Source organism: Kribbella speibonae (assembly GCF_004331375.1).
Taxonomy (GTDB): Bacteria; Actinomycetota; Actinomycetes; order Propionibacteriales; family Kribbellaceae; genus Kribbella; species Kribbella sindirgiensis.
The window spans coordinates 259,943-277,584 of sequence record NZ_SJKC01000002.1 but is presented as its reverse complement, the minus strand read 5'-3'; the positions used below and the strand labels follow the sequence as shown (position 1 = coordinate 277,584).

14 protein-coding genes are annotated in these 17,642 nt (G+C 69.6%); 10 read left to right on the top strand and 4 right to left on the bottom strand.

The annotated features are described in order from the left end of the window. Positions 1-23: 23 nt before the first annotated feature. Positions 24-491: a DUF3093 domain-containing protein gene (locus E0H92_RS14745; RefSeq protein WP_238173433.1), complete on the bottom strand. Its 468-nt coding sequence runs from the start codon at positions 489-491 to the stop codon at positions 24-26. 52 nt (positions 492-543) lie between these two features. Between E0H92_RS14745 and dut the strand changes: the two genes are divergently transcribed. The 5 genes from dut (at position 544) to E0H92_RS14720 (ending at position 5,215) form a co-directional block, all read left to right on the top strand. Continuing rightward, positions 544-996: a dUTP diphosphatase gene (dut, locus tag E0H92_RS14740; protein WP_131496640.1), complete on the top strand. Its 453-nt coding sequence runs from the start codon at positions 544-546 to the stop codon at positions 994-996. 87 nt (positions 997-1,083) lie between these two features. Beyond that, on the top strand, positions 1,084-1,731 hold the full coding sequence (locus E0H92_RS14735) for a DUF3710 domain-containing protein (RefSeq protein WP_131296963.1): 648 nt from the start codon (positions 1,084-1,086) through the stop codon (positions 1,729-1,731). Between the two features lie 19 nt (positions 1,732-1,750). Beyond that, positions 1,751-2,140, top strand: coding sequence for an OB-fold nucleic acid binding domain-containing protein (locus E0H92_RS14730; protein ID WP_131462072.1), 390 nt, complete (start codon positions 1,751-1,753; stop codon positions 2,138-2,140). Between the two features lie 19 nt (positions 2,141-2,159). Then, positions 2,160-2,837, top strand: a complete 678-nt coding sequence (locus E0H92_RS14725; protein WP_165549794.1) for a DUF3159 domain-containing protein — start codon at positions 2,160-2,162, stop codon at positions 2,835-2,837. A gap of 389 nt (positions 2,838-3,226) precedes the next feature. Beyond that, positions 3,227-5,215 (top strand): HNH endonuclease signature motif containing protein, encoded by a 1,989-nt coding sequence (locus tag E0H92_RS14720; protein WP_131496639.1) that lies wholly within the window; start codon positions 3,227-3,229, stop codon positions 5,213-5,215. Positions 5,216-5,253: 38 nt separating this feature from the next. Here the strand turns inward: E0H92_RS14720 and E0H92_RS14715 are convergent, their stop codons facing one another. From E0H92_RS14715 to E0H92_RS14705, 3 genes are read right to left on the bottom strand one after another with little or no spacing between them, the layout of a single operon-like run. Next, positions 5,254-5,649: a VOC family protein gene (locus tag E0H92_RS14715; protein WP_131496638.1), complete on the bottom strand. Its 396-nt coding sequence runs from the start codon at positions 5,647-5,649 to the stop codon at positions 5,254-5,256. Between the two features lie 10 nt (positions 5,650-5,659). After that, complete coding sequence (locus E0H92_RS14710) at positions 5,660-6,334, bottom strand: potassium channel family protein (protein ID WP_131295591.1); 675 nt, start codon at positions 6,332-6,334, stop codon at positions 5,660-5,662. 9 nt (positions 6,335-6,343) lie between these two features. Continuing rightward, positions 6,344-7,006, bottom strand: a complete 663-nt coding sequence (locus tag E0H92_RS14705; protein WP_131462068.1) for a potassium channel family protein — start codon at positions 7,004-7,006, stop codon at positions 6,344-6,346. A gap of 94 nt (positions 7,007-7,100) precedes the next feature. Between E0H92_RS14705 and E0H92_RS14700 the strand changes: the two genes are divergently transcribed. The 5 genes from E0H92_RS14700 to acnA all read left to right on the top strand — a co-directional run bounded on the left by E0H92_RS14700 (position 7,101) and on the right by acnA (position 17,628). Then, entirely contained in the window at positions 7,101-9,131 is a 2,031-nt protein-coding gene (locus E0H92_RS14700; protein WP_131496637.1) for an APC family permease, read from the top strand. Further along, positions 9,128-10,327, top strand: a complete 1,200-nt coding sequence (locus E0H92_RS14695) for a class I SAM-dependent RNA methyltransferase (protein WP_131462066.1) — start codon at positions 9,128-9,130, stop codon at positions 10,325-10,327. The genes E0H92_RS14700 and E0H92_RS14695 overlap by 4 nt, the downstream gene beginning before the upstream one ends. A 36-nt stretch (positions 10,328-10,363) precedes the next feature. After that, entirely contained in the window at positions 10,364-13,765 is a 3,402-nt protein-coding gene (locus tag E0H92_RS44150) for a hypothetical protein (RefSeq protein WP_165549793.1), read from the top strand. 10 nt (positions 13,766-13,775) lie between these two features. Continuing rightward, a complete protein-coding gene (locus E0H92_RS14685; RefSeq protein WP_131462065.1) occupies positions 13,776-14,708 on the top strand; it encodes an LLM class F420-dependent oxidoreductase in 933 nt (310 codons plus the stop codon). 145 nt (positions 14,709-14,853) lie between these two features. Beyond that, a complete protein-coding gene (acnA, locus tag E0H92_RS14680) occupies positions 14,854-17,628 on the top strand; it encodes an aconitate hydratase AcnA (protein ID WP_131496636.1) in 2,775 nt (924 codons plus the stop codon). Positions 17,629-17,642: the final 14 nt, after the last annotated feature.

Sequence of the window (17,642 nt, the reverse complement as noted above, 5' to 3'; positions counted from 1 at the left end):
CCTCCTCGTACGACTGCTGACAGTCAGGATCTTCCCACGCTGTGCCCGCTCAGGGCGGCAGCCAATCGGTCCGGGTGCCGCGTGGCGATCACCCAGTACGGCGCGGGATCGGCCGGATCGGTGATCTGCACCCGCACGGCCCCCCTGATGTAGCTCCGCAGTACCAGGAACGCCTGCGGGTCGCAGTCGCGTCCGAACGCGTGCCGCGCGTCATCACCGGTCAGCGCCTCGACCGTGCCCAGATACGTCCGGTCGATCTCCGCCCGCCCGGCGTGCAGGCGCGCATCGTCGACCTCGACGCGCGCACCGCCGTACCGCAAGAAGAGCGCCAGGAGCAGCACCGCGGCCAGCCCGCCGACCACGAGGCCGGCCGTCGTCCCGACCGGTACGGCGACGATGCCGAACAGCGTGACCACGAGGGCGGCGGCGATGATCCACCACGAGACCGGCACCCGCAGACTTTCCCGATAACTACTTTGCTCCAGGCCCACAGGACCAGCCTGGCATGTGGTCCGTCGGCGCCGCTCGATAGGGTCGCCTCTCGTGACCGAGGTACTGATCCAGCGACTCGACCCCGACCTGCCGATCCCGTCGTACGCGCACCCCGGCGATGCCGGCGCGGACCTGGTGGCGGCCGCCGACCTGACCCTGAAACCGGGCGAACGCGGCCTGGTCGGGACCGGGATCGCGATCGCCCTGCAGAACGGGTACGCCGCGTTCGTGCACCCGCGCTCCGGGCTGGCCGCGAAGCACGGCGTCTCGATCGTGAACGCCCCCGGAACCGTCGACGCCGGGTACCGCGGCGAGATCAAGATCAACCTGATCAACCTCGACCCGCACGCCGAGGTGACCGTGCGGCGCGGCGACCGGATCGCGCAGCTGATCATCCAGCAGGTCGAGAAGGCCCGGTTCGTCGAAGTGACCTCGCTGCCCGGTTCCGCACGCGGTGACCAGGGGCATGGGTCGACCGGCGGTTTCGGCGATGTGACACGCTGACCAGGTGCACCCGTTGACCTGCCGGATGCGCGAGACTACGGCGCTGTATCAGCGCCGGCACCAAGACCAAGGAAGTAGGCAACAGCTGTGATCTTCCGCCGTAAGGGCAAGAACGACGAGCCCGAGACGGGCGAGACCCTCGACGAGACCGGTACGGCGGACGTCCGCGCCGAGGGCCCGTTCGACTCGACCGAGGTCGACGCCGCCGACCTGGAGGCGGAGGACCGGATCGATCTGGGCGCGCTGGTCGTCACCGGCATGCCCGGTATGGAGCTGGGCCTGCAGGTCGACGAGGGCAGCGGCGTGGTGCAGGCGGTGCTGCTGATGCTCGACGACTCCGCGCTGGAGTTGCGGGCGTTCGCGGCCCCGAAGACCAGCGGCATCTGGGACGAGGTCCGCCAGGAGATCGCCGGCGAGGCCGCCCGGATGGGTGGTACGGCGACGGAGTCCGAGGGACCGTTCGGCACCGAACTGGTGCTGGTCGTCCCGGTCGAGGACCCGGAGGGACAGGTCTTCAGCCAGACCTCCCGCGTCATCGGTGTGGACGGTCCGCGCTGGCTGCTGCGAGGCACCATCCTCGGCCGCGCCGCCGTCGAGGAGGACGCCGCCGAGCCGATGGAAGCGACGCTGCGCAACGTCGTCGTGGTCCGCGGTAACGAGCCGATGGCGGTCCGTGAGTCGCTGCCGCTGCAGATGCCGCCGGGCGCCCAGCCGAATGAACCCGAAGAGGCCTGAGCGGACTACACTCGACGCCATGGGCAGCAACAAACCCGCGGGGCTGTGGAAGCGTGCGTTCCGCGGCCTGGCCGGGGACCGCGACGAGGAAGACGCGGAGGTCCTCAAGGACTTCGCGCAGGACTGTGGCGCGCGGTCCATCACCGGCTGCCACGACCGGGAGCTCGTCACGCTCTACGGCACGCTGCGCACCATCACGTTCAGCCCACGCGGCGGCGTACCGGCACTGGAGGGTGAGTTGTACGACGGCACCGGCACGGTGAAGCTGATCTGGCTCGGCCGCCGCAAGATCGGCGGTATCCACGCCGGCTCGGAGCTGATCGCCTCCGGGCGGATCGGCGTCGTGGAAGGCGACCGGGTGATGTTCAACCCGCGCTACGAGCTGCGACCCCAGGCAGCCCATGGCTGAGCCGCACACGGAGCCGACGGTGGAAGAGCCGCAGAAGCCGGCCAAGTCGACGGACAAGGACTTCTTCCACGCGCTCGGTGGATGGGGCGCACTGCTCGACATCGGGCTGCCCTGGATCGCGTTCCTGGTCGCGTACGCCGTCACCGACCACAAGCTGCAGTTGTCGCTCATCATCGCGGTCGGACTCGCCGCGGTACTCGCCGTAGTACGTCTCATCCGCCGGCAGCCGCTGCGGAACGTGTTCGGCGGCTTCATCGGCGTACTGATCTCGGCCTGGGTCGCGAACCGCACCGGTAACGCCAAGGACTTCTACGTCCCCGGCCTGCTCACCAACCTCGGCTACGGCCTCCTGTACCTGATCACGGTCCTGATCCGCTGGCCGCTGTTCGGCGTCCTGTACGGCGTCATCACCCAGACCGGCACCGCCTGGCGCCGCGATCCGGTTCTCCTTCGAGGCTTCTCCCGCGCGACGCTGGTCTTCGTAGGCCTCTTCGCGATCCGGCTGATCGTCCAGGTCCCCCTCTACTTCACCGGCAGCCTCAACGCCCTCGGCATCGCCAAGATCGGCCTCGGCCTGCCGTTCTATGCGCTTGCGATCTGGCTCGCGTACGCCGTACTCCGCGGCTCCATGCCCCCCGAAAAATGGGACGAAGCCCGAGACAGCATCACCCACCTCCTCCGCGGCAACAAGAAATAACCCCCGCCCCGATAGGTCACCGCTCCACGGCGGCTGTCTCCGGCGACGCGCGGACTGTGGTGTGGCCGGGCTGTTGTTGGCGGAGCACCGTCCCGCGTGACGGGGGAGGGCACCGCTGCCCGACGGTTGTGTTGTCGACCGCCTTCGGCGGCGTGGGGCCCGTCGGATGTTCGGACCGCTGGGGCACCGAGTGATGTCTCGCGTTCGCTCGCCGGTTAGCGGCCCGGTCGACGGGCATCGTGGCGGGTTCAGCCGGCCGGTCGAGCGGCTTTGGACATCCTGCGCCGTTACACCTCATCGGCCATCGTGCACAGTATTCCCTTGTAAACAAGGGACTCTGGGCTTGCCTCGATTTGACCGAGATCCGATCGTGACATAAACTAGAACACATGTTCGAAGAAGATCTGGAGGCGCTCGACACCGCGGACCTGCTGGCCGCGGCGTCGGAGTACGACCAGATCCAGACCCGCGCCGCGGTCCGCGTCCTGGAGATCGCGCTGGCCTACGCCGACCGGCACGCGGTCGTCGAGGGCTACCAGTGGCTGCCGGGCTACGAACAGCTCCGGGTGTACGGCGGCGACGGCTGCCCCGGGGTGGCAGAGTTCGCGCCGATCGAGTTCGGCGCCGTCCTGGGTATGTCCTCGGGTGCCGCCGCGGCGCTGATCGGTGAAGCGCTCGCGCTGCGACACCGGCTGCCCAGGATCTGGGCCGCAGTGCTGGCCGGGAACGCGGTCCCGTGGCGGGCCCGCAAGGTCGCCCACGCCTGTTTAGGGTTGTCGCAGGAGGCGGCCGCGATCGTGGACCGGCGGGTGGCCGGGATCGTGAACACCGTGACGCCGGGCGCGCTGGAGCGGATTGTCAAGGCGGCGGTCTGGGAGGCCGACCCCGACGCCGCGAAAGCCCAGGCCGAAGCTGCCGCCCGCACCCGCGGCGTGTTCGTCGCCCCGTCGGACGACCATGGCACCAAGCAGATCTGGGTCCGCGCCGCCGCCGGCGACGTGATCCGCTTCGACGCCACCATCGACGACCTCGCCCGCGCGCTGAAAACCCTCGGCGACCCCGACGACCTCAACCAACGCCGAGCCAAAGCCCTCGGCTGGATCGCCGACCCCACCGCCGCCCACCACCTCCTCGAAGTAGCCCGCCACCTCGCCCGCACCCAACCCACCCACCCCGAGCAGGCCAGCAGCGAGCAGGCCAGCACCGAGCCAGCAGACCCTCAGTCCACCGACTCCCAGCCCGTCGATCGCCAGCCAACAGACCCCCAGCCGCCGCACACCCGGACGCCTGTCACCTCAGAGGCTGCTGACGCTGCACCTCAGTGGGCGGAGGCAGAAGACAGGACCGTCCAGGCCGAGCACGACTCGCCAGCGGCCGATGACACCGGCCAGGCTGAGCAGGACACGCCGGCAGCTGACGACACGGTTCAGGCTGAGCCGGACGTACCGGCAGCTGACGACACCGCGCCGTTCGAGGTTGATGAGGCGGCGGAGGAGCAGGTGTCCGGCTGGGACAGCGGTGCCTACGACAGCGCGCGCGACGGTTGGGATGACGCTGCCTATGACGGTGGGGGCGACGGTGCGGATCGCGTTGCCGGGGATGGTGGGGATGGTGGGGATGCGTTCACGCGGCTGGCTTTGGCGGGGTCGCTGGCGGAGCGGCTTGCGGCGATTAAGCGGGATGCTTGCAAGAGCGGGCTTGGGGCGGGGAGTCGGCGGGAGCGGCATACGTTGTATGTGCATCTGACTGATCGGACGCTGGCTACCGGCGACGGTGTGCTGCGGGTCGAAGAGCTTGGACCGTTGCTGGCTAGTCAGTTGGGTGAGTTGCTGGGGCATGGCCAGGTGGTCGTGAAGCCGGTGATTGATCTGCAGGATCAGATCAGCGTGCATGGTTACGAGATCCCGGAGCGGATTCGTGAGCGGGTGCGGCTGAGGCATCCGGTCGACATGTTCCCGTACGGCGGGGCCGAGGCCACCAACCGGATGGATCAAGACCACATCACGCCGTACGACCGCACCGGACCACCCAGACAGGCAGGCCAAACCGGGCAGACCGGCACGGACAACCTCATACCGCTGACCCGGATCCATCACCGTGCCAAGACGTTCGGTGGGTGGCGAAGCCGACGCCTGCCCTCTGGAGCAGTCGACTGGGTCAGCCCGCACGGGTTCCGGTTCGTTGTCGACCACACCGGCACGCACCAACGGCCACTCGCCCACGACGCGGGAGGACTCGGCGCGGGAGGACTCGGCGCGGGAGGACTCGACACGGCCGAGGAGGTGGCGCAGGAGGTGCCTGTGAGTAGGTGGGCCTCGGAGTACGCGTTCTCGGTGGTGGCGGTCGGCGGTGGGGGCTGGCGCGTTGGTCTGCAGTGAGTGGTCGCTAGGGCCCAGCCCCCGGGGCGTTGAGCCGGCTACCTGCGGTTCTGGACGAACTTGAGTTGGTGGGCGTCGGGGTCGCGGACCCAGGCGTAGTGCAAGCGGCTGTCCGGGGAATCGGTTGGTGCGACGACGGCGGTGGCGCCCGCAGCTAGGGCTGCGTAGTACATGGCGTCCACGTCGTCGCACCAGAACACGATCTCCGTCGCGGGGTGATCGGCCGGCTCTACGCCGAGGTCGACGAGTTCGTTGGCGACGCGCGCTGACGTCAACCCGATCCGAACCCCGGCCGCCTCGACCTCCACGTGGGCGATGGGACCAGAGGCGGGTGCCCGGAACTTCTCCGTCAGCCCGAGGGCTTGGTAGAACGCGAGGCACCCGTCCACGTCGTCGCAGAACAGGTTGACCTGGAACTGCTGGATCCCCGGCACGCTAAGAACGCTATTCCGACTTACGGTGGTGCGGAGACAGCATGTCCTCGAGCTGCTCCTCGGTCTCGTCGGCGGCGACGAAGAGGAGCTCGTCGTTCAGTTCGAGGGTGCCTTCCGGGTCCGGGCGGAGGACGCGGCCCTCGCGGAGGATGACGACCAGGGCGGTGTCCAGCGGCCAGTCGATGTCGCCGACCCGCAGACCGATCATCGGGGAGTCCTCGGGCAGCGTCAGCTCGACCAGGTTCGCGTCGCCCTGGCGGAAGGTGAAAAGCCGGACCAGGTCGCCGACCGACACCGCTTCCTCGACCAGCGCGGACATGATCCGCGGCGTCGACACCGAGACGTCTACGCCCCAGGCTTCGTTGAACATCCACTCGTTGCGCGGGTGGTTGACCCGGGCAACGGTCCGGGGTACGCCGAACTCGGTCTTGGCGAGCAGGGACACGACCAGGTTGACCTTGTCGTCACCGGTGCTGGCGATGGCGACCTGGCACCGCTGCAGCGCGGCCTCCTCGAGTGAGGACAGCTCGCAGGCGTCGGCGAGCAGCCACTCGGCGCGCGGCACCGACTCGGCCTTGATCGCCCGGGGGTCCTTGTCGATCAGCAGGACCTCGTGGCCGTTCTCCAGCAGCTCGCCGGCGATCGAACGACCCACGTTGCCGGCTCCCGCGATGGCTACCCGCATCACAGCTCCTCAGGCCTCTTCAGGTTTGGTACCGAGCTGGGCCTCGATCGCGGCGGCGTCGCGCTCCAGCATCACGACGTGGACCAGGTCACCCTCTTGAATGACCGTGTCGGCCCGGGGCAGGACGCCCTCGCCGAGCCGGGTCAGGAACGCGACCCGGGCGCCGGTCGCCTTCTCGATGTCGAACGCGGGCCGGCCGATCCAGTCCGCGTGCACATGCACCTCGGCGAGCCGGACGGTGGCGGACGGGTCGCGCCACTCCGGCTCGGAGCCCTCGGGGAGCAGCCGGCGCATCATCTGGTCGACGGTCCAGCGGACGGTGCCGACCGTGGGGATACCGAGCCGCTGGTACACCTCGGCGCGTCCCGGGTCGTAGATCCGGGCCACCACGTTGTTGATCCCGAACGTCTCGCGGGCCACCCGGGCGGCCAGGATGTTCGAGTTGTCGCCGTTGGAGACCGCCGCGAACGCCTCGGCGTCCTCGATCCCGGCCTCGATCAGCACCTCGCGGTCGAAACCCATCCCGACGATGGTCCGCCCGGTGTACGCGGGGCTCAGCCGGCGGAACGCGTCGGCCGACTGGTCGATGATCGCGACCGTGTGGCCGCGTTTCTCCAGACCGCGGGCGAGCATCGACCCGACGCGGCCGCAGCCCATGATGACGACGTGCACTCGCTGATCACTCCCTGCCCCGTGGCGGGCCGCTGGCTCGGTTCGGCAGGGATAGACGCTACACCGACCTGAGGGTGCCTCTAACATCACCGGTGTGACTCCCGCTCTAGGCGATATCGGCAAACGGCTGCTGCTCGGACGCAAACTGCGCAGCACTCAGCTGGGTGAGACCTTGCTGCCGAAGCGCATCGCCCTCCCGGTGTTCGCGAGCGACGCGCTGTCGTCGGTCGCTTACGCTCCCGACGAGATCTTCCTGACGCTGTCGATCGCCGGGCTCGCGGCGCTGACGATCTCCTGGAAGATCTCGCTCGCGGTCGCCGTGGTGCTGGTCGTCGTCGTGCTGTCGTACCGGCAGAACGTGCACGCCTACCCGTCCGGCGGCGGCGACTACGAGGTCGCCAATGTGAACCTCGGCCCGACCGCAGGCCTGACCGTCGCCAGCGCCCTGATGGTCGATTACGTCCTGACCGTCGCGGTGTCGATCTCGTCGGCTGCGCAGTACGCAGCCTCGGCGATCCCGGCGATGGAAGGGCACCAGGCGACGGCGGCCGTGATCGCGGTGCTCTTCCTGACCACGATGAACCTGCGGGGCGTGCGCGAGTCCGGGGCGGCGTTCGCGATCCCGACGTACATCTTCATGTTCACGATCCTCGGCATGGCGGCCTGGGGCTTCGGGCGGTTGCTGTTCGGGCATCTGCCGGACGCGTCGAGTTCCGGGCTCGACATCGCGGCCGAGGACCAGTTCGCGCACGGTGCGAGCGGGCTCGCGATGGCGTTCCTGATCCTGCGGGCGTTCTCGTCCGGGTGCGCCGCGCTGACCGGGGTGGAGGCGATCAGCAACGGCGTACCGGCGTTCAAGAAGCCGAAGAGCCGGAACGCCGCGACCACGCTGGCGCTGCTCGGCACCATCTCGATCGCGATGGTGGTCAGCGTCGTGACGCTGGCGAACGTGATGAAGGTCCGGTTCGCCGAGGACCCCGGGACCCAGCTGCTGCGCGATGGGGTGCCGGTCGGCGAGGGGTACCACCAGGACCCGGTGATCGGCCAGCTCGCCAAGGGCATCTTCGACCACTTCTCGCCCGGCTTCTACCTGGTCGCCGCCGCCACCGGCGTGATCCTGGTACTGGCCGCGAACACCGCGTTCAACGGGTTCCCGGTACTGGGGTCGATCCTGGCCCGCGACGGGTACCTGCCGCGGCAGCTGCACACCCGCGGCGACCGGCTGGCGTTCAGCAACGGCATCGTGATCCTGGCCGGTTTCGCGATCGTGCTGATCGTCTCGTTCAACGCCGAGGTGACCCGGCTGATCCAGCTGTACATCGTCGGCGTGTTCGTCTCGTTCACGATCAGCCAGATCGGCATGGTCCGGCACTGGACCCGGCTGCTGCGCGACGAGCAGGAGCCGGGCAAACGGGCCCGGATGATCCGGTCCCGGGTGATCAACGCGATCGGCCTGACGCTGACCGGCGTGGTGCTGGTGATCGTGCTGATCACCAAGTTCCTGCTCGGCGCGTACATCGCGATCATCGCGATGGCCTGCCTGTTCCTGCTGATGAAAGGCATCCGCCGGCACTACGAGACGGTGCGCAAGCAGATGGCCGCCGAAGGTGACGAGCCGCTGATGCTGCCGTCCCGGGTGCACTCGATCGTGCTGGTCTCCAAGCTGCACAAGCCGACGCTGCGGGCGCTGGCGTTCGCCAAGGCGGCCCGTCCGTACCAGCTCGAGGCCGTCACCGTCGACGTAGACCGGGACGAGTCGGACGCGCTGCAGGCCGAATGGGAGACCCGCGGTATCCCGATCCCGCTCAAGCGGCTCGCGTCGCCGTACCGGGAAATCACCCGGCCGATCCTGCAGTACGTGCGCGACATCCGCCGGCAGTCGCCGCGGGACGTGGTGATGGTCTACATCCCCGAGTACGTCGTCGGGCACTGGTGGGAGCACATCCTGCACAACCAGAGTGCCCTGCGGCTCAAGGGGCGCCTCTTGTTCACACCTGGTGTCATGGTTACGTCCGTTCCTTACCAGCTGCTCTCGTCGCAGGGGGCCGAGGAACGGCAGGACCGGGTGGAACGGGTGGCCGGCCAGGTACGGCGCGGTGCCCGCAAGGCGTCAGGAGATCGGTGACAGACGAGAACAGTCTGGTTGGGGCGGTAGTCGAGCTGGAGGTAGGTCCAGTCGCGCACGGGGGACACTGTGTCGCCCGCCACGAGGGGCAGGTGGTCTTCGTCCGGCATGCGCTGCCGGGGGAGCTGGTGCACGCCCGGATCACGGAACAGACAGCGAAGTACCTGCGGGCCGACGCGGTCCAGGTGCTCACACCGTCCCCGCAGCGGATCGAGCCGCCGTGCCCGTATGCCGGACCGGGCCGGTGCGGTGGCTGTGACTTCCAGCACGCCAACATCGTCGAACAGCGGCGACTGAAGGCGACCGTCGTGTCGGACACGCTCCGGCGGATCGGCGGGATCGAACGGACCATCGTGATGGAGTCGCCCGGTGACGACGGGCTCGGCTGGCGGACACGGATGCGGTACGCCGTCGTGGACGAGCGGCCCGGTATGTATGCGCACCGCTCCCACGACCTGATCCAGATCGACCAGTGTCTGCTCGCGCACCCGGGGACACCGGACGTGCTGAGCTCACGCTGGCCGGGCGTGTCGTCGGTGCAGGCCGTGGTGTCGTCCGAGGGGAAGACCGCCGTACTGACCGACCAGGACCCGGGGGAGCGGCTGGTCGAGGTGGTGCGCGACCGGCGGTTCCTGGTGGAGGCCGGTGGGTTCTGGCAGGTCCACCCGGCGGCGCCGGAGACGCTGGTGGACGCCGTACTGAGCGGGCTGGAGCCTGCTGCCGGTGAGACCGCGCTCGACCTGTACTCGGGGGTGGGGCTGTTCGCGGCGTTCCTGGCGGAGGCAGGCTGCCCCGTGCTGGCGATCGAGGGCGACAAGGACGCGGTCCGGAACGCCCGGCGCAACCTGCACGACCTGGACGGCGTAACGCTGGAGAACGGCGACGTCGACCGAGTACTCAACGCGGCGGCCGGCCAGGGCCTTGAGCATGTGGACCTCGTCGTACTGGACCCGCCACGGACCGGGGCCGGGAAGGACGTCGTACGGCGAATCGCTGCGCTCGGACCCCGGCGGGTCGCGTACGTCGCGTGCGACCCGGCGGCGCTGGCGCGGGACCTGAAGACGTTCGGACGCCTCGGGTACGGGATCGCGTCCCTGCGCGCCTTCGACCTGTTCGGGATGACCCACCACATCGAATGCGTCGCCATCCTCGAGCCTGTGGACAGCGAAGTGGCCAGTCCTGGAGGGCTCGGGTAGCGTCTGGGCCTGGATCCAAATGCGCTTGGAGACCTGATGCCGCTCGTTGACCTGGACGACCCGGAGGAGTTGCGCGCCCGCTGGAGCGCACTCGCCGCGGTCGCGCACGCCACGGGCTTCGACCGGCGCTGGTACGCCGACGCGGACGGGTACCACCACCAGGACGAGACCGCGTCCGTGCTGCGGATGGCCCGCCTGCAGGACGGGCGGGCGGTGCTGTGGGGATTCCACACACAGCACAGTCAGACCGCCGGCGAGGACCTGCTGGCCGGGTCGCCGGACTGGATCGGGCAGCCGGAAGTGCGGCAGCGCCAGACGGCGGGCGAGCTCGGGTTCGTGTACGGCGCGTTCAACGGGAGTTGGGCGCGCGCGTCGTACCCGGGCGACCCGTGGCAGCCCGTCGACGACGGGTTCGCGGCGATCGGGGAGTGGATCGCGTCCGACGAGGCGACCGCCGACGAGATGGTCGAATGGGTCGCCGAATGGTGCGACTATCTCGGCGGCCTCGACGAACTCCGCCCGTACGGCGTGCAGCTGATCCGGACCGCGGCCGGGGGCGGGATCACGGCTGCGGCGCTCGACGCCTTCTTCGGGCAGTTCGGGATCGACCCGCGGTCACCGGTGCAACCGGACCTGCCCGCCGGCGTCGCCGCAGGCGAGGACTTCACCCGAAACGTTGCAGAACCGGCAAATTTCGCCACAGACCCTGACACAGCCGAGGTCTCGGTCGTTGAAGATCCCGTGATCGGAGACAACCTGCCAGGCGACGACGAGGAGTCGTACGTCGTCCCACCCGGCATCAGCCCCTTCACCGGCCAGCCGATCGCCGACCCACCGCCCCGGCCGTACGCCGATCCCGCCGCGCCCGGGACGTACCTGCCGGAGAACCTGTCGAGTCCTGGGTTGCCGACGTCGCACGCGTACGACCCGACGCTGCCGTCGTCCGAACCGCCGCGGGTCGGCGGCGGGGTGTACGAGGGCGACGACTTCTACAACAGCCTCTTCGCCGACGCCCCCGCCAGCGCCACCCCCACGGCCGACCAGGACTGGGAAACCGCAGAACAGTCGTCCTGGCCCGACCAGGACGCCACCAGCGCCTACAACCCGTTCCCCGACCCCACCCCCGATCCAGCCTGGACAGGCCCCGCCTGGATCAACGGCCAATGGGTAGAAGACCCCACCGCAGCCGCACCTGGTGCGTCGGCGGATGCGGCACCGGTGGACTCGCCGGCCGCCCCGGTCGCCTCGGTGGCCGACCTCGAGGACGACGACGCCCCCACCGCCGAGATCGAGGCGGTCCTGGACCCACCCCCCACCGACGAAGAAGACCTCTCAACCTTCACCGGCCCATCCCCCTTCGCCCCCGCCCCCACCACCGCCCCCACTCCCGCGCCCACCACCCCCGCGCCCACCACCCCCGCGCCCACTACGCCCGCCTCCGCTCCCGCCTCCGCCTCAGTCGCGCCCCCCACATCCGCGCCAGCGCCCGCTTCCGCCCCCGCGGCCACGTCCACCCCCACGCCGGCTCCCACCTACGGCCCCGCTTCCACCTCGACGCCGGGTCACACCTACGAGCCCGCCCCCACCTCCACGCCGGCCCCCAGTTACGGACCCGCTGCCGCCTCCGCGCCGCCCTCCGGTCCCGCTCCCGCGCCTGTCGCGCCGCCCGCCTCCGGGCCCGCTTCCGCGCCTGTGGCGCCGGCCGGCTCCGCGTTTGCTTCCGACTCCGCGACGCCCGCCTCCGACTCCGCTCCGGAACCCGCGCGTGCCGCCGGTTCCGCGTTTGCTTCCGACTCCGCGACGCCCGCCTCCGACTCCGCTCCGGAACCCGCGCGTGCCGCCGGTTCCGCTTCGGCTGTCGCTCGCGAGTCGGCGGATCTCGACTCCGCGGGCGCTGCGGATCCCGCCTGGGCTGTTGCTGACGAGCCGGCGCTCCAGGCGGGCGAGTATGCCGGTGCAGACGACGACCAAACTGCTGAGATCCCCGCCGTCACCGAGGTTCAAGCTCAAGTAGAGCCTCACCCTCAACCTCAGCCCTGGCCGCAACCCCAGCCGCAGCCTGAACCGTGGCCGCAACCAGAGCCCCACCCAGCACCCTGGCCGCAGCCCACCCCACCAACCCCCGAGCCAACCCCAGCACCCGAGCCAACCCCAGGACCTGCACCGACCCCAGGACCTGAGCCGACCCCCGCGCCCGGACCGTTCCCCGGCCCGACGCCGACACCGGTTCCTGCGCCCTTCCCGGAGCCCGAGCCGATCCCCGGGCCTGTCCCGGACCCCGAGCCCGAGCCGCACCCGTTCCCGGATCCCGAGCCGGCGCCGTTCCCCGAGCCCGAGCCGGAGCCCACGCCGGAACCGATGCCGGAACCCGAACCACAGCCGACCCCCGAACCGGAGCCGGAACCGTGGTCCGAGCCACACGCCGATCCCGACCAGATCTCGCCCTCCGAACGGCAGCCGGCGAGTGCCTCATACAGCGAGCCGCTGTCTGGCACCGAGCCGCAGCTGGCTCCTGAGCCGGAGCCTTGGTCCGAGCCGCAGCCGGCACCCGAGCACGGGCCCTGGTCGGAGTCGCGCCCGGCGGCCGAGTCGGCGTCGTGGTCCGAGTCGCGTCAGGTAGTTGAGTCGGAGTCCTGGGCTGAGGCGCAGGCCGAGCCTGAGCAGACCTCGGCGTACCGCGAGGCGCCGGCTGCGGGCGGGCTGGAGCCGGCTGTGGCGCGGCTGGCGGGGGACTGGGAGATGCTTCCCGGTGATGGGTTCGGGGGTGACCCGGAGGATGACATGCCTACCGGGTTTGTGCCTGTGGTGGATGAGGACGAGTCGGTTGGAGCTGGTGGCGAGGCGGACCAGCCGAACGGCCGTGTGGCGCCGGGCGCTGGTGGGGCTGATGGGGCGGCTCTGGGTGGGATGTTGGTGGCTGGGTTGGGGCTCTCGGGGAGTGGGGGGCCTCGGGTGGTGCCGCCGGTTGGGTCGCTTGAGGAGGCTATGCGGGCTGAGGTGGAGCGGCCGCGGCCTCGGCCTGAGGAGTCGGGGGCGGTGCGGGCGTTGCATGACTGGTGCCGGGCGCGGACGGCGATCGTGCCGTCGGGGTTCACGATCCAGGTGCAGGTGCTCGACCCGAGTGCCCCGTCGTACCGATTCGACCTCGAGCCGCCGGACGTGGACGATCCCGAGTTCGCCGCCGACAAGCTCAGCGGGCTGCTCGGTGATCTCTGGCTGACCGAGGCGCAGGGTGAGCAGGGCGGGTGGCTGTTCGCGCGGATCGACGCGGCCGGCCGGACCTTGCGGATCGACCGGTGGTACGACCAGGTGCCCGACTGGTGGGACAACCCGGTCGAGGAGCGTTTCAACCCGAACGAACTGGTCCGCAGGCTGTACAGCCGCGGCGCCGAGTGGCAGCCGTCGTACCTGGAGAAGCTGTACACCAGCGCGAGATAGCGTTGGCGCCATGCTTCTCAGGATCTTCACCGAACCTCAGCAGGGCGCGTCGTACGACGACCTTCTCGCGGTCGCCCGCAAGACGGAGGAGAACGGGTTCGACGCGTTCTTCCGCTCCGACCACTACCTCGTCATGGGCGAGAACGACGGCCTCCCGGGCCCGACCGACTCGTGGATCACGCTGGCCGGCCTGGCGCGTGAGACCAAGCGGATCAAGCTCGGCACACTGGTCAGCTCGGCCACCTTCCGCAATCCCGGCGTACTGGCGATCTCGGTCGCGCAGGTCGACCAGATGAGCGGCGGCCGCGCCGAACTCGGCCTCGGCGCCGGCTGGTACGAAGCCGAGCACAAGGCGTACGGCCTCGACTTCCCCGACACCCCGGGCCGCTTCGACCTCCTCACCGAGCAGCTCGAACTGATCACCGGCCTCTGGGACACGCCGGTGGGGGAGAAGTACGACTTCCAGGGCGAGCACTACCAGATCAGCGACTCGCCGGCGCTGCCGAAGCCGGTCCAGCAGCCGCACCCGCCGATCATCGTCGGCGGCGCGGGCAAGAAGCGTACGCCGGAGCTCGCCGCGAAGTACGCCGCCGAGTTCAACGCCGGCTTCCGGAGCGTCGAGCTCACCGAGACGCTCTTCAAGCGCGTCCAGGCAGCCTGCGCGACCGAAGGCCGCGACCCGAAGACGCTCGCGCTCTCCACCGCGCACACTGTGGTGGTCGGCAAGGACGACGCCGAGGTGAAGCAGCGCGCCGAGGCGATCGGGCGCGACGTCGAGGACCTCAAGGCGAACGCGATCGCCGGTACGCCGGCCGAGGTGGTGGACCGGCTGGGCCGGTTCGCCGCGGTGGGATCGCAGCGGCAGTACGTCCAGATCATGGATCTGCAGGACCTCGACCACCTCGACCTGATCGCGGCCGAAGTTCTTCCACAGGTTTCCTGATCGCGGGAAAAGTTGGCTCGATGTCGTGTATCTTGATGTCGAGAGAGTTTCCGGCGCGAGGTTAGGGGAACCTGACCTCGCGACCGGTCAACGCGCTCGGCAGGATGGGCGCAGCGGACACGGGACTGGACAGAGGAGCAGGTTGATGGCGAGCGTCGACAGCTTCGGTGCCAAGGGGGCACTCGAGGTCAACGGACAGTCGTACGAGATCTTCAGGTTGGCGGGCATCGAGGGTGCGGACACGCTGCCGTACTCGCTGAAGGTCCTGCTGGAGAACCTGCTGCGCACCGAGGACGGCGCGAACATCACCGCCGAGCACATCACCAAGCTCGGCAACTGGGACCAGAACGCGGCCCCGGACACCGAGATCCAGTTCACGCCGGCCCGGGTGATCATGCAGGACTTCACCGGCGTCCCGTGCGTGGTCGACCTGGCCACGATGCGCGAGGCGGTCGGCGAGCTCGGCGGTGACCCGACCAAGATCAACCCGCTCGCGCCGGCCGAGCTGGTCATCGACCACTCGGTCATCATCGACGTGTTCGGTACGCCGGACGCGTTCGAGCGCAACGTGGAGTTCGAGTACGGGCGGAACCGCGAGCGGTACCAGTTCCTGCGCTGGGGCCAGACCGCGTTCGACGAGTTCAAGGTCGTCCCGCCGGGTACCGGCATCGTGCACCAGGTGAACATCGAGCACCTGGCCCGCACCGTGATGGTCCGCAACGGCCAGGCGTACCCGGACACCTGCGTCGGCACCGACAGCCACACCACGATGGTCAACGGCCTCGGCGTGCTCGGCTGGGGCGTCGGCGGTATCGAGGCCGAGGCGGCGATGCTCGGCCAGCCGGTGTCGATGCTGATCCCGAAGGTCGTCGGCTTCAAGCTGACCGGGTCGGTCCCGGCCGGCGCGACCGCGACCGACGTCGTGCTGACGATCACCCAGATGCTGCGCAAGCACGGCGTGGTCGGCAAGTTCGTCGAGTTCTACGGCGACGGCGTCGCGGCGGTTCCGCTGGCGAACCGCGCCACGATCGGCAACATGAGCCCGGAGTTCGGCTCCACCTGCGCGATCTTCCCGATCGACGACGTCACCCTGGACTACCTGCGCCTGACCGGCCGCGGCGACGACGAGGTCGCGCTCGTCGAGGCGTACGCCAAGGAGCAGGGCCTGTGGCACAACCCCGACGTCGAGCCGCGCTTCTCCGAGTACCTCGAGCTCGACCTGTCGACCGTCGTACCGTCGATCGCGGGCCCGAAGCGTCCGCAGGACCGGATCGAGCTGAGCAAGGCCAAGGAGTCCTTCCGCGGCGTGCTGCCGGACTACGCGGCCGAGGAGAAGGACGTCGACCCGTCGGAGACCGGGAGCTTCCCGGCCAGCGACGCGCCGAACGGCCACGGCCATGTCGACGACAACCCGCACGAGGTTGCCGGCGGCAAGGACCGGGTCTCCAAGAAGACCACGGTGAGCCTGAACGGCCAGGACGTCGAGCTCGACCACGGCCACGTCGTGATCGCCTCGATCACCTCCTGCACCAACACCTCGAACCCGTCCGTCATGCTCGCGGCCGCGCTGCTCGCGAAGAACGCTGTGGACAAGGGCCTGGCGTCGAAGCCGTGGGTGAAGACGTCGCTCGCGCCCGGGTCGAAGGTCGTCACCGACTACTACGAGAAGGCCGGCGTCACGCCGTACCTGGAGAAGCTCGGCTTCCACCTGGTCGGATACGGCTGCACCACCTGCATCGGCAACTCCGGCCCACTGCCGGAGGCCGTCTCCGCCGGGGTGCAGGAAGCCGACCTCGCGGTCGTGAGTGTGCTGTCCGGCAACCGGAACTTCGAGGGCCGGATCAACCCGGACGTGAAGATGAACTACCTCGCGTCGCCGCCGCTGGTGATCGCGTATGCGCTGGCCGGCACCATGGACTTCGACTTCGAGACCGATGCCCTGGGCAAGGACACCGACGGCAACGACGTGTTCCTGAAGGACATCTGGCCGAGCGCCGAGGAGGTCGAGCGGACCATCGCGAGCTCGATCAACAAGGAGATGTTCACGAAGGACTACGCCGACGTGTTCGCCGGTGACGAGCGCTGGCAGTCGCTGCCGACGCCGGAGGGCAAGACGTTCGCGTGGGACGCCGAGTCGACGTACGTCCGGAAGCCTCCGTACTTCGACGGTATGGCGAAGGACCCGTCGCCGGTGACCGACATCGCCGGCGCCCGCGTGCTGGCCAAGCTGGGCGACTCGGTCACCACCGACCACATCTCGCCGGCCGGTTCGATCAAGGCCGACAGCCCGGCCGGCAAGTACCTGGCCGAGCACGGGGTGGACCGCAAGGACTTCAACTCGTACGGTTCCCGCCGCGGCAACCACGAGGTGATGATCCGCGGCACGTTCGCGAACATCCGGCTGCGCAACCAGATCGCGCCGGGGACCGAGGGCGGGTTCACTCGTGACTTCACCCAGGATGACGCGCCCGTGACGACGATCTACGACGCGGCCCAGGCGTACGCCGCCGCTGAGACGCCGCTGGTGATCTTGGCGGGTAAGGAGTACGGCTCCGGCTCGTCGCGGGACTGGGCCGCGAAGGGTACGGCGCTGCTCGGCGCGAAGGCCGTCATCACCGAGTCCTTCGAGCGGATCCACCGGTCGAACCTGATCGGCATGGGTGTGCTGCCGCTGCAGTACCCGGACGGTGAGAACGCGGAGTCGCTCGGCCTGACCGGCGAGGAGACCTTCGACATCACCGGCGTGACCGCGCTGAACGACGGCTCGATCCCGCGCACGGTGCACGTCAAGGTGACCGCGGCCGACGGCGGCGTGAAGGAGTTCGACGCGGTCGTCCGCATCGACACCCCGGGCGAGGCCGACTACTACCGCAACGGCGGCATCCTGCAGTACGTGCTCCGCTCGCTGATCGCGGGCTGACCCAGGACTGACCC